Annotated in this window: 8 protein-coding genes and 2 pseudogenes; 2 read left to right on the forward strand and 8 right to left on the reverse strand. The window is 70.0% G+C overall.

The window, feature by feature from the left end:
* Positions 1-11: 11 nt before the first annotated feature.
* The 8 genes and pseudogenes from OG985_RS36140 to OG985_RS36175 all read right to left on the reverse strand — a co-directional run bounded on the left by OG985_RS36140 (position 12) and on the right by OG985_RS36175 (position 7773).
* A complete protein-coding gene (locus tag OG985_RS36140) occupies positions 12-992 on the reverse strand; it encodes a PAC2 family protein (protein ID WP_371672585.1) in 981 nt (326 codons plus the stop codon).
* Positions 993-1318: 326 nt separating this feature from the next.
* Positions 1319-1990, reverse strand: coding sequence for a FadR/GntR family transcriptional regulator (locus tag OG985_RS36145; RefSeq protein WP_371672586.1), 672 nt, complete (start codon positions 1988-1990; stop codon positions 1319-1321).
* A 54-nt stretch (positions 1991-2044) separates the two neighbouring features.
* Positions 2045-2224 (reverse strand): annotated as a pseudogene (locus OG985_RS36150) (amidohydrolase); the annotation flags it as partial.
* A gap of 7 nt (positions 2225-2231) precedes the next feature.
* Positions 2232-2423 (reverse strand): annotated as a pseudogene (locus tag OG985_RS36155) (SMI1/KNR4 family protein); the annotation flags it as partial.
* Between the two features lie 120 nt (positions 2424-2543).
* Complete coding sequence (locus OG985_RS36160) at positions 2544-4160, reverse strand: FAD-dependent oxidoreductase (protein ID WP_371672587.1); 1617 nt, start codon at positions 4158-4160, stop codon at positions 2544-2546.
* Positions 4161-4169: 9 nt separating this feature from the next.
* Positions 4170-5708: a glycerol kinase GlpK gene (gene glpK, locus OG985_RS36165; protein ID WP_371672588.1), complete on the reverse strand. Its 1539-nt coding sequence runs from the start codon at positions 5706-5708 to the stop codon at positions 4170-4172.
* 130 nt (positions 5709-5838) lie between these two features.
* Positions 5839-6633: an MIP/aquaporin family protein gene (locus tag OG985_RS36170; protein ID WP_371672589.1), complete on the reverse strand. Its 795-nt coding sequence runs from the start codon at positions 6631-6633 to the stop codon at positions 5839-5841.
* Positions 6634-7008: 375 nt separating this feature from the next.
* Positions 7009-7773, reverse strand: coding sequence for an IclR family transcriptional regulator (locus OG985_RS36175; protein WP_371672590.1), 765 nt, complete (start codon positions 7771-7773; stop codon positions 7009-7011).
* Between the two features lie 285 nt (positions 7774-8058).
* Between OG985_RS36175 and metH the strand changes: the two genes are divergently transcribed.
* Together metH and OG985_RS36185 are read left to right on the forward strand one after the other, a co-directional pair.
* The gene (gene metH / locus OG985_RS36180; protein WP_371672591.1) at positions 8059-11574 is read left to right on the forward strand and encodes a methionine synthase; all 3516 of its coding nucleotides are present in this window, start codon (positions 8059-8061) and stop codon (positions 11572-11574) included.
* A gap of 129 nt (positions 11575-11703) precedes the next feature.
* Positions 11704-12402 (forward strand): HAD family hydrolase, encoded by a 699-nt coding sequence (locus OG985_RS36185; protein WP_371672592.1) that lies wholly within the window; start codon positions 11704-11706, stop codon positions 12400-12402.
* Positions 12403-12583: the final 181 nt, after the last annotated feature.

Consider the following 12583-nt stretch of genomic DNA (forward strand, 5'->3'; position numbering starts at 1 on the left):
GCCCCCGCCGTTCAGTCCTCCGGAGACTCGTCGTCCGTCCCCGGCTTCGGGGGTTTCGGCGGCTTGGCCCGCGGGCCCGGATTGTCCCGCAGATACGGCGTGCTGTCGCTGCCGTCCGCCGTGGCGTGCCCGCCGGAGCCGGCCGGACCGGACCCGTCCCGGCGCCGCAGATACCGCTCGAACTCCCGGGCGATCGCCTCGCCCGACGCCTCCGGCAGCTCCGCGGTGTCCCGGGCCTCCTCCAGCGACTGGACGTACTCGGCGACCTCGCTGTCCTCGGCGGCCAGTTGGTCCACGCCCACCTGCCACGCGCGCGCGTCCTCGGGCAGCTCGCCCAGCGGGATGCGCACGTCGATCAGGTCCTCCAGGCGGTTCAGGAGGGCCAGCGTCGCCTTCGGGTTGGGCGGCTGCGACACGTAGTGCGGCACCGCGGCCCACAGCGACACGGCCGGCACGCCCGCGTGCGTGCACGCCTCCTGGAGGATGCCGACGATGCCCGTGGGGCCCTCGTACTTGGTCTCCTCCAGATCCATCCGCTGGGCCAGGTCCGGGTCGGACGTGACCCCGCTGACCGGGACCGGACGCGTGTGCGGGGTGTCGCCGAGCAGGGCGCCCAGGACCACCACCAGCTCCACGCCCAGTTCGTGGGCGAAACCCAGGATCTCGTTGCAGAACGAGCGCCACCGCATGGAGGGTTCGATGCCCCGGACGAGTACGAGATCACGCGGTTTGTCGCCGCCGACCCGGACCACCGAGAGGCGGGTCGTGGGCCAGGTGATCTTCCGCACACCACCGTCCATCCACACCGTGGGACGGTTCACCTGGAAGTCGTAGTAGTCCTCGGCGTCCAGCGCCGCGAAGACCTCGCCCTTCCACTCCCTGTCCAGATGCGCGACCGCGGTGGAGGCGGCGTCGCCGGCGTCGTTCCAGCCCTCGAACGCGGCCACCATGACCGGGTCGATCAGCTCGGGTACCCCCTCGAGCTCGATCACCCAGCGCCTCCTTCCGACGTGCCCTCGCGTACGCCCCAACCTTACGGCGTGCGGAGGGGACGCCCGCAGCCCCCTTGCACGGGGGAGTGAACGGATCACTGCCCCGATAGCCACCCCGGAACACCCCTCAGTCATCCGAGCTGTCCACGGCCCACTTCGGGCGGTCCTCGGGGTCTTCAGATCAGGGTGCTGTTCCGTGCCGCACGGGCGGGCGGCTGACGCCTGCCCGGGCACGTGGTTTCACCCACTCGGGTGGCGGCGGCACAGCTGCCGCGCCGCCACGCCCGTGCGCAACTCGCCCCCCGGGAAAGCCCCGGCGCCCGGACTCACAGCGTCGAACGCAGCCACTGCTCCACGCTCGCGATGTGCACCGTCGCCCAGGAGCGCGCCGCCTCCGCGTCCCGGTCCCGCAGCGCGCCCAGGATCGCCCGGTGTTCCCGCAGGGTCCCGCTGACCGCGTCCTCCTGGGTCAGCCCGCGCCAGATCCGCGCCCGCGTGGTCGGGCCGGAGAGTCCGTCTAGCAGGGAGCACAGCACCGAGTTGCCGGAGCTCTGCACGATGCCCCGGTGGAAGTCCAGATCGCAGGCGACGAGTTCCTCCACCGAGGGCGCCTCGCCCAGCTTGTCCAACTGCGCGGTGAGCGCGTCCAGTTGCTGCTCGCTGATGCGCAGGGCCGCCATCGCGGTGGCGGCGGGCTCCAGGATGCGCCGCACGGCGAGGAACTCCAGGACCGTGTCGTCGCGGTGGAAGTCCACGACGAAGCTCAGCGCCTCCAGAAGGAGCTGCGGATCGAGGCTGGTCACGTAGGTGCCGTCGCCCTGCCGTACGTCCAGGATCCGGATCAGCGACAGCGCGCGCACGGCCTCCCGCAGCGAGTTGCGGGACAACCCCAGCTCGGCGGCGAGTTCGCTCTCCTTGGGCAGCCGGTCGCCGGGACGCAGCGCGCCGGAGACGATCATGCCCTTGATCTTCTCGATCGCCTCATCGGTGACTGCCACGGCCGCCTCCCTGTCGCCCGGACATCGGATGTCTCAGCACATTATGGGGCCTGTTCAGGAGACTGATGCCAGATCGGCGATCACGGCCTGCTCGTCGAGCGTCGTCGGCACCCGGTCGCGCATCAGCACCCGCCCGTCGACGACGGTGTCCCGCACGTCCGCCGGGTGCGCGGCGTGGTCGAGCGTGGACCGGGGATCGTGCGCCGGCCGCAGAGGCGGAGCGTTCAGGTCGAGGTGCCACCGGCGGCCCCTGGTAAGAGCCGTCGGTCAGCTCCGCCACGAAGGTCCGGTACGGCTCCGGCAGGACCACCCCGTGATCCGCCTCGAAGGCGTGCGCCGCCAGCCGGCCGAGCGCCGACCCACCACCGTCGTCCACGCCGAACGCCGCTCGCCGTGCCGCGAGTTCCTCCGGGTCGGCCCGATCCCTGTTCATGCGCCCATGAGGACACCCGGCACTGACAACCGGGCATCCGAAAGGGGCGGCTCCATCGGCGTGGAGCCGCCCCTCACGCGGGCCCGGCGCCCGGTCGGGGTGGGCGCCGGTCCCGGGTCGTCACTTCTTGTCCAGCAGGTCCTGCACCTTCGCCCGCACCTCGTCCGTGGCCAGACCGCGGATCGTCAGGGTCGTCCGGCGGCGCAGCACGTCGTCCTGCGTCTCGGCCCACTCGTGGTCCCGGGCGTAGACGACCTGCGCCCAGATCTCGGGGGCGTCCGGGTGGACGCGCTCGGCCAGCTCGGCGTTGTCGTTGGCCAGTCGGGCGATGTCGAAGGCCAGCGAACCGTAGTGGGTGGCCAGGTGCCTGGCGGTGTCGGGCGCCATGCGGGGACCCGGTGCCGGGTGGTCGACCAGGAGACGGTGCGCCACGGCCCGGGGGTTGGCGACACCCGGCAGCGGCAGCTTCTTCGGCAGCGAGGAGATCGGCTCGAAGTCCTCGCCCAGCGGGTGACCCGGCAGCGCCTCCAGCTTCTGCATCACCGTACGGCCGATGTGCCGGAAGGTGGTCCACTTGCCGCCCGCGACGGACAGCATGCCGCCCTTGCCCTCGGTCACGACCGTCTCGCGCTTGGCCTTCGCGGTGCTGCCCGGCCCGCCCGGCAGCACACGCAGACCCGCGAAGGCGTACGTGATGAGGTCACGGTCGAGCTGCTGGTCACGGACGGAGAACGCGGCCTCGTCGAGTATCTGGGCGGTGTCCTTCTCGGTGACCGCGACGTCCGCCGGGTCGCCCTCGTACTCCTCGTCGGTCGTGCCCAGCAGCAGCATGTCCTCCCAGGGGAGGGCGAAGGTGATGCGGTACTTGTCGATCGGGGTGGCCAGCGCGGCCTTCCAGGGGGAGGTGCGCTTCAGGACCAGGTGCGCGCCCTTGGACAGGCGGATGGACGGCGCCGCGTTCGGGTCCTCCAGCCGGCGCAGGTGGTCGACCCACGGACCGGTCGCGTTGAGCACGAGACGGGCGTTGACGCCGAACTCGTCACCGGAGGTGCGGTCGCGCAGTTCGGCGCCCGTCACCCGGCCCTTGGTGAACCGCAGGCCGGTCACCTCGGCGTGGTTCAGGACCACCGCGCCCGCCTCGACGGCCGCACGGACCGTCATCAGCGCCATGCGGGCGTCGTTCATCTGGTCGTCGCCGTACACGGCCACGGCCTTGAGGTTGTCGGTGCGCAGCTCGGGCACGTCCTGCGCGGCCTTCGCCGGCGACAGCAGGTGCCCGACGCCGTCACCGAACGCCGACAGCGCGGAGTAGGCGAACACGCCCGCACCGAGCTTCGCCGCGCCGTGCGGCCCGCCCTTGTACACGGGGAGGTAGAACGTGAGCGGGTTCGCCAGGTGGGGAGCCACCTGGCGAGAGACCGCACGGCGCTCGAAGTGGTTCTCCGCCACCAGCTTCACCGCGCCGGTCTGCAGGTAACGCAGACCGCCGTGGAGGAGCTTGGAGGAGGCGGAGGAGGTGGCGCCGGCGAAGTCGCCGGCGTCGACCAGAGCCACCCGCAGACCGGACTGCGCGGCGTGCCAGGCGGTGGAGATGCCCAGGATGCCGCCGCCGATCACGAGAAGGTCGTACGACGCCTTGGAGAGCTGCTCCCGGGTCTCGGCGCGGCTCGGGTTGGAGCCGGACGCCGGGTGCGTCCCCAGGGCAGGCACGGACTGCAGGGTGGACTGACTGGTCATGTGGGGTTCTTACTCCTCTTCGTCGAGCCAGCTCATGGTCCGCTCGACGGCCTTGAGCCAGCTCTTGTACTCACGGTCGCGGGTCTCCGCGTCCATGCGGGGGGTCCATTCGGCGGCCCGTCGCCAGTTGGCACGCAGGTCGTCGGTGCTGGTCCAGAAGCCGACGGCGAGGCCGGCGGCGTAGGCGGCACCGAGGCAGGTGGTCTCGGCGACCATCGGGCGCACGACCGGTGCGTCCAGGAAGTCGGAGAGCGTCTGCATCAGCAGGTTGTTGGAGGTCATGCCGCCGTCGACCTTGAGGGCCGCGAGTTCGACGCCGGAGTCCTTCGTCATGGCGTCGGTGATCTCACGGGTCTGCCAGGCCGTGGCCTCCAGGACGGCGCGCGCGAGGTGCGCCTTGGTGACGTACCGGGTGAGGCCGGCGATCACACCGCGGGCGTCGGAGCGCCAGTACGGGGCGAACAGACCGGAGAAGGCCGGCACGAAGTACGCGCCGCCGTTGTCCTCGACCGAGAGCGCGAGGGTCTCGATCTCGGCGGCGGTGGAGATCAGGCCCATCTGGTCGCGCATCCACTGCACCAGCGAACCGGTGACGGCGATCGAGCCCTCCAGGGCGTAGACCGGCTTGTCGTCGCCGATCCGGTAGCCGACCGTGGTCAGCAGCCCCGAGTACGAGTTGATGATCTTCTCGCCGGTGTTCAGCAGCATGAACGTGCCGGTGCCGTACGTCGACTTGGCCTCGCCCTCGGCGAAGCAGGTCTGGCCGAACAGGGCCGCCTGCTGGTCGCCGAGCGCGGAGGCGACCGGGATGCCGCCGAGCAGGTCGCCCAGCTTGCCGCCGGTGACCTCGCCGTAGACCTCGGCGGAGGAGCGGATCTCCGGGAGCATGTTCAGCGGCACGCCGATGGACTCGGCGATCTTGTCGTCCCACTCCAGCGTGTGCAGGTTCATCAGCATGGTGCGGGAGGCGTTGGTGACGTCGGTGTAGTGCTTGCCGCCGTTGACGCCGCCGGTCAGGTTCCAGATGACCCAGCTGTCCATGGTGCCGAAGAGGATGTCGCCCGCCTCGGCGCGCTCGCGCAGCCCCTCGACGTTGTCGAGCAGCCAGCGGGCCTTGGGCCCGGCGAAGTACGAGGCGAGCGGCAGGCCCGTCTCGCGGCGGAAGCGGTCCTGGCCGACGTTGCGGCCGAGCTCCCGGCAGAGGGCGTCGGTGCGGGTGTCCTGCCAGACGATGGCGTTGTGGACGGGCTCGCCGGTGTTCTTGTCCCAGAGGAGCGTGGTCTCCCGCTGGTTGGTGATGCCGATGGCCTTGATGTCGTCGCGGGTGATGCCGGCCTTCGCGATGGCCCCGGCGACGACCTCCTCGACGTTGGTCCAGATCTCGGTGGCGTTGTGCTCGACCCAGCCCGGCTTCGGGAAGATCTGCTCGTGCTCCTTCTGGTCGACGGAGACGATACGGCCGTCGCGGTCGAAGACGATGCAGCGGGAAGAGGTCGTTCCCTGGTCGATCGCGGCGATGAACGGGCCGGCGGTGTGCGCGTCGGTCACTGTCTGCTCCTGGAGGTTCCGTGGGTGAGGGGCTGTACGTACGGCGCGTGCTGTGGGGCTCGGTGCTCCGTGCTCGGAGGACGAGGCGCGATGGTCGTCGTCATGTCCGAAGCTGTGGGGTTCGATGCTCTTAAGCAAATGCGACGTTGTAGATGCCCGCGGCGATCGCGCCGCCGATCAGCGGGCCGACCACCGGTATCCAGGCGTACCTCCAGTCGGAGCCGCCCTTGTTGGGCAGGGGCAGGAGGGAGTGCACGATGCGCGGACCGAGGTCACGGGCCGGGTTGATCGCGTAGCCGGTCGGGCCGCCGAGGGACAGACCGATCGAGACGACCACGAGTGCGGTGATGAGCGCGCCCAGGTTGCCGAGGCCGTTGCCCTTGTCGTTCAGGCCCTGCGTGAGGACGGCGAGGACCAGCACGATGGTGCCGATGATCTCCGTGGCGAGGTTCTGCCAGACGACCCGGATCTCCGGACCGGTGGAGAAGACGCCCAGCACCGGGCCGGCGCCCTGTTCCTGGGCCTCGACGGCCTTGGTCTTCGTGGCCTGCGCGCCCGGACCGCCGACGATCTCCCGGTCGGTGAGGTGCGCGTGGAACTGGCCGTAGTAGGCGACCCAGACCAGCGTCGCGCCGATGGCGGCACCGAGCAGCTGCCCGGCCCAGTAGACCGGAACGTTGCTCCAGTCGTCGTCCTTGATCGCGAGTGCGAGCGTCACGGCCGGGTTGAGGTGGGCGCCGGAGAGCGGCGCCGAGGTGTAGACGGCCGTCAGTACGGCGAAACCCCACCCGAAGGTGATGGCGAGCCAGCCGGCGTTGCGCGCCTTGGAGGCCTTCAGCGTGACGGCGGCGCAGACGCCACCGCCGAGCAGGATGAGTATGGCGGTACCGATGGTCTCGCCGATGAAGATGTCGGAGCTGGACACCCGCGACTCCTTTGTCCTTCGTCCAGGGGACCGAACCCCGGGTCCCTCCGGGAGTTCGAGCTTGCCCTCGGGAGTGAGAGCGGTACGGCCCTTGGCGTTGTCACACTCTAGCGCGTATTGCCGGTAGGTGTTCGACAATGCCGACCGATGGACGGGAGTCTTGCTGTGGGGTTACGTGCACGTCAAGAGCCCGGTTGCCGGAAACGCGATCGTTATTGAGTGCCGTCGGTAATCGATCTTGAGTTCGGATACGGACGGCCCCGGCGCGAGCACCCTGCGTGTGGATCGGTGGGTTCGCCCCTTGTGTCTGGGCATGACAAAGGGCCGGAACGTCCTTCCCGTCCCGGCCCCTTCGTGCCCGTTCGTGTACGACTCTCAGAACCGTCCGGCGCCCAGGTCCCGCGACACCGCGCGGGCGCAGTCGCGTACGGCCGCGATCAGCTCGGGGCGCAGCTCCCCGTCCCGGCACAGCCGTTCCACGGCGCCGGTGATGCCGACCGCGCCGACCGGCATGCGCCGCCGGTCGTGGATGGGGGCGGCGACCGACGAGATGCCCTCCCAGGTCTCCTCGACGTCCGCCGCGTACCCACGCGCGCGCGTGACGTCGAGGATGCTCTCGAAGCTCTCCAGCTCGCACACCGTCCGGTCCGTGAACGGCTTGCGGTCGGCCTCCAGCGCCTCGCTGTGCGCGACCGGGTCGTAGGCGGACAGGACCTTCCCCAGGGCCGTGGAGTGCAGCGGCTGCATGGCCCCGATCTCCAGGACCTGCCGGCTGTCGTCGGGCCGGAAGACGTGGTGCACGATCAGCACGCCCTGCTGGTGCAGCACGCCCAGGTGGACGCTCTCGCCGCTGGAGCGGGCCAGGTCGTCCGTCCACACCAGGGCGCGCGCCCGCAGTTCGTGCACGTCCAGATAGGTGGTGCCCAGGCGCAGCAGTTCGGCGCCCAGCTGGTAGCGCCCGGAGGCTTCGTCCTGTTCCACGAAGCCCTCGTGCTGAAGGGTGCGCAGGATGCCGTGGGCGGTGCCTTTGGCGAGGCCCAGCGACGAGGCGATGTCCGAGAGGCCGAGGCGTCGCTCGCCGCCCGCGAGCAGCCGCAGCATCGCGGCCGCCCGTTCGAGCGACTGGATGTTCCGTGCCATCGCCGTGCTGCCTCCGTCCCCTTCGACCGTCGACCCGCGACGTCGCTGCCGCCGTTCGGCAATGTCGAACACTACCGGTCCTTGCCGACCTCCCGCCAATGTTCGGCCCCCATATGTTGCGTCACTCGTATCCCTTCGGTGACCTGTCCGTCATCCCGGTCCGTCCCGTGGACGCTCCCGGCATCTCTTGACGGTCCCGGTTACCCTGGCGGCGTGCGCCGACCGCGGAGAGTTCCACGGCCGGGCGCAAAGCCGACAGCCGTCGCACCTAGAGGGAGCCCGTTCATGGCCTCGTCGCCGCTCACCCCTTCCGCCGACAGCCGGACCCGTGTGTCCGCGCTCCGTGAGGCGCTGGCCACCCGTGTGGTGGTAGCCGACGGAGCAATGGGCACCATGCTCCAGGCACAGGAGCCCACACTCGAGGACTTCGAGAAGCTCGAAGGCTGCAACGAGATCCTCAACCTCACCCGGCCCGACATCGTCCGTTCGGTCCACGACGAGTACTTCGCGGTGGGCGTCGACTGTGTGGAGACGAACACCTTCGGGGCGAACCACTCGGCGCTCGGTGAGTACGACATCGCCGACCGGGTGTACGAACTGTCAGAGGCGGGTGCCCGGGTGGCCCGTGAGGTGGCCGACGAGTACGGCGCCCGGGACGGACGCCAGCGCTGGGTGCTGGGCTCCATGGGCCCCGGTACCAAGCTGCCCACCCTGGGCCACGCCCCGTACACCACGCTCCGTGACGCCTACCAGCGCAACGCCGAGGGCCTGGCCGCGGGCGGCGCCGACGCGCTCATCGTGGAGACCACGCAGGACCTGCTGCAGACGAAGGCCGCCGTGCTCGGCGCCCGCCGCGCGCTGGAGGTCTCCGGCCTGGACCTGCCGCTGATCGTGTCGGTGACCGTGGAGACCACCGGCACGATGCTGCTGGGCTCGGAGATCGGTGCCGCGCTGACCGCGCTGGAGCCGCTGGGCATCGACATGATCGGCCTGAACTGCGCCACCGGCCCGGCCGAGATGAGCGAGCACCTGCGCTACCTCGCCCGCCACTCCCGCATCCCGCTCTCCTGCATGCCGAACGCGGGCCTGCCCGTCCTCGGCAAGGACGGCGCCCATTACCCGCTGTCCGAGGCGGAGTTGGCGGACGCGCAGGAGACGTTCGTCAACGAGTACGGGCTGTCCCTGATCGGTGGCTGCTGTGGTACGACGCCGGAGCATCTGCGGCAGGTCGTGGAGCGGGTCCGGGATCTGACGCCGTCCGCGCGTCAGCCGCGTCCGGAGCCGGGTGCGGCGTCGCTGTACCAGACGGTGGCGTTCCGGCAGGACACGGCGTACATGGCGATCGGTGAGCGGACGAACGCCAACGGGTCGAAGAAGTTCCGTGAGGCGATGCTGGAGGGCCGCTGGGACGACTGTGTGGAGATGGCGCGCGATCAGATCCGTGAGGGCGCGCACATGCTCGACCTGTGCGTGGACTACGTGGGCCGTGACGGTGTCGCGGACATGCGGGAGCTGGCCGGGCGCTTCGCGACCGCCTCGACGCTGCCGATCGTGCTCGACTCCACCGAGGTCGAGGTCCTGCGCGCGGGCCTTGAGCGCCTCGGCGGACGCGCGGTCCTCAACTCCGTCAACTACGAGGACGGTGACGGCCCGGAGTCGCGTTTCGCGAAGGTGACGGCTCTGGCCCGGGAGCACGGGGCGGCGCTGATCGCGCTGACCATCGACGAGGAGGGCCAGGCCCGTACCGTCGAGACCAAGGTCGCCATCGCCGAACGGCTCATCGAGGACCTCACCACCAACTGGGGCATCCACGAGGCCGACATCCTCATCGACTGTCTGACGTTCACGATCTGCACGGGTCAGGAGGAGTCCCGCAAGGACGGTATCGCCACCATCGAGGCGATCCGCGAGCTCAAGCGCCGCCGCCCCGACGTGCAGACCACCCTCGGCCTGTCCAACATCTCCTTCGGCCTCAACCCGGCCGCCCGCATCCTGCTCAACTCCGTCTTCCTCGACGAGTGCGTCAAGGCGGGCCTGGACTCCGCGATCGTGCACGCCTCGAAGATCCTGCCGATCGCCCGCTTCAGCGAGGAAGAGGTCACCACCGCCCTCGACCTCATCCACGACCGGCGCGCCGAGGGCTACGACCCGCTGCAGAAGCTCATGGCCCTGTTCGAGGGCGCCACCACCAAGTCCCTGAAGGCGGGCAGGGCCGAGGAACTGGCCGCGCTGCCGCTGGACGAGCGGCTGAAGCGGCGGATCATCGACGGGGAGAAGAACGGTCTGGAGGCCGATCTCGACGAGGCGCTGCGGAGCAGGCCAGCGCTGGACATCGTCAACGAGACGCTGCTGGACGGCATGAAGGTGGTCGGTGAGCTGTTCGGCTCGGGTCAGATGCAGCTGCCGTTCGTGCTGCAGTCGGCCGAGGTGATGAAGACGGCGGTGGCTCATCTGGAGCCGCACATGGAGAAGTCGGACGCGGAGGGCAAGGGCACCATCGTGCTGGCCACGGTCCGCGGCGACGTGCACGACATCGGCAAGAACCTCGTGGACATCATCCTGTCGAACAACGGCTACAACGTGGTCAACCTGGGGATCAAGCAGCCGGTGTCGGCGATCCTGGAGGCCGCCGAGGAACACCGCGCGGACGTGATCGGCATGTCCGGTCTGCTGGTCAAGTCCACCGTGATCATGAAGGAGAACCTGGAGGAGCTCAACCAGCGCAAGCTCGCCGCCGACTTCCCCGTGATCCTCGGCGGCGCCGCCCTCACCCGCGCCTACGTCGAGCAGGACCTGCACGAGATCTACGACGGTGAGGTCCGCTACGCCCGGGACGCGTTCGAGGGCCTGCGCCTGATGGACGCGCTGATCGGCGTCAAGCGGGGCGTGCCGGGGGCGAAGCTGCCCGAGCTGAAGCAGCGCCGGGTCCGCGCGGCCGTCGACACGGTGGTCGAGGAGCGCCCGGAGGAGGGCCACGTCCGCTCCGACGTGACCGTCGGCAATCCGGTCCCGCAGCCGCCGTTCTGGGGCACCCGGGTCATCAAGGGCATCCAGCTCAAGGAGTACGCGACCTGGCTGGACGAAGGCGCGCTGTTCAAGGGCCAGTGGGGCCTGAAGCAGGCCCGCACCGGCGAGGGACCCACGTACGAGGACCTCGTCGAGACCGAGGGCCGACCCCGGCTGCGCGGGCTGCTGGACAAGCTCCAGACCGAGAACCTGCTCGAGGCGGCCGTCGTCTACGGCTACTTCCCCTGCGTGTCCAAGGACGACGACCTGATCCTCCTGGACGAGCAGGGCAACGAGCGCACCCGCTTCACCTTCCCCCGCCAGCGCCGCGGCCGCCGGCTGTGCCTGGCCGACTTCTTCCGCCCGGAGGAGTCGGGGGAGACGGACGTCGTGGGACTCCAGGTGGTCACCGTCGGCTCACGGATCGGCGAGGAGACCGCCAAGCTGTTCGAGGCCAACGCCTACCGCGACTACCTCGAACTGCACGGACTGTCCGTGCAGTTGGCCGAGGCGCTCGCCGAGTACTGGCACGCGCGGGTGCGTAGCGAGCTGGGCTTCGCCGGTGAGGACCCCGGCGCGATGGAGGACATGTTCGCCCTCAAGTACCGCGGTGCGCGCTTCTCCCTCGGCTACGGTGCGTGCCCCGACCTCGAGGACCGCGCCAAGATCGCCGAACTGCTCCAGCCGGAGCGCATCGGCGTCCACCTCTCCGAGGAGTTCCAGCTCCACCCCGAGCAGTCCACCGACGCCATCGTCATCCACCACCCGGAAGCCAAGTACTTCAACGCCCGATGACCCCCGAAACACGCGCGATGATCGGCAAAGACGCACACTGATCGGATAAGTCGTACACTGGTCGGTCCACTGCAGGCCGGTTCCCTTCGTGGGAACCGGCCTGGTCGTCCCTCAAGGAGGTGCGCCAGGATGACCAGCACGGTCCCCGCGCTCGGAACCCGTACGGCCGAAGGCTCAGCTCTGCAGGCCGTTCTCCTCGACATGGACGGAACCCTGGTGGACACCGAGGGCTTCTGGTGGGACGTCGAGGTCGAGATCTTCGCCCGCCTGGGCCACACCCTCGACGACTCCTGGCGCCATGTCGTGGTCGGCGGCCCCATGACCCGCAGCGCGGGCTTCCTGATCGAGGCCACCGGCGCCGACATCGCCCTCCCCGAACTCGCGGTGCTGCTCAACAACGGGTTCGAGGAGCGCATCAGGAGCACCCTGCCGCTGATGCCGGGAGCCGCCCGCCTGCTGGCCGAGCTGTCCGCCCACGAGATCCCCACCGCCCTGGTCTCCGCCTCGCACCGGCGGATCATCGACCGGGTGCTCACCTCCCTCGGCCACCGGTTCGGGCTGACGGTCGCCGGCGACGAGGTCTCGCGGACCAAGCCGCACCCCGACCCGTACCTGTTCGCCGCCGCCGGGCTCGGCGTGGATCCGGCCAGATGCGCGGTCGTCGAGGACACCGCCACCGGGGTCGCCTCGGCGGAGGCGGCGGGCTGCCATGTGGTGGTCGTGCCCTCCGTGGCCCCGATCGGTCCGGCCCCCCGGCGTACCGTCGTCGGCTCCCTCGAACAGGTCGACCTGGTATTCCTGCGCGGGCTGATGACGGAAATGCGCTAGCTGTTCACCCAGCGTGCAAGGCGATAGACGGGGAATTTCCGAGCGAGACCCGCGAAAGAATTCGAAACCTGTCGGGTGGCCGAATTCCGGTACTGCCCCAGCTCGCCGGAGCTGTGAGGTTCACCACGCGAGCAGGGGTCGACAGTGAACCTCCGGTGTGCTGTTCACCCCGTTTCGGGGG

The sequence above is a fragment of the Streptomyces sp. NBC_00289 genome (genome assembly GCF_041435115.1).
Classification (GTDB): Bacteria; Actinomycetota; Actinomycetes; order Streptomycetales; family Streptomycetaceae; genus Streptomyces.

What these genes read in the sequence shown, in the direction of transcription:
- OG985_RS36175 (WP_371672590.1), bottom strand. Translation starts at nt 7,773, where the DNA reads ATGGCACGGAACATCCAGTCGCTCGAACGGGCGGCCGCGATGCTGCGG.
- OG985_RS36160 (WP_371672587.1), bottom strand. Translation starts at nt 4,160, where the DNA reads ATGACCAGTCAGTCCACCCTGCAGTCCGTGCCTGCCCTGGGGACGCAC.
- OG985_RS36185 (WP_371672592.1), top strand. Translation starts at nt 11,704, where the DNA reads ATGACCAGCACGGTCCCCGCGCTCGGAACCCGTACGGCCGAAGGCTCA.
- metH (WP_371672591.1), top strand. Translation starts at nt 8,059, where the DNA reads ATGGCCTCGTCGCCGCTCACCCCTTCCGCCGACAGCCGGACCCGTGTG.